The organism is Pseudomonas sp. AC463 (genome assembly GCF_979253585.1).
On the sequence record NZ_CEEDDZ010000569.1, the window covers coordinates 1 to 276 of the forward strand.

1 protein-coding gene is annotated in these 276 nt (G+C 47.1%); it reads right to left on the bottom strand.

The genetic code is table 11. The features are described from left to right. A partial coding sequence (locus AC0IYH_RS31460; protein ID WP_471838154.1) for a hypothetical protein occupies positions 1–276 on the bottom strand: 276 nt, incomplete at both ends.

Here is a 276-nt window from a genome sequence, read left to right on the forward strand (position 1 = left end):
CACCTGCGCCAGGACCTTGTTTTGAGGCATCGACGAATTGGTCAGATTCAGGAATCCAGCCTTTCGTGAAGTTTGAAGCGATCAACCAATACCCCATTCGGACATAGTCGCCGTTTTGAGCGCGTTGAAAATTGCCGAGTGTCGCCCCTTCAACGGCACTTCCGTCGTTACCGTTGTAGTTTGCCATGTGTGACATTAGGTTTTTGTTATTTCTATGAAATGGCTTAGTAGCAAAATCTTCGTCTATATTCCCCGTTGCTCCATCTAGGATAGGTG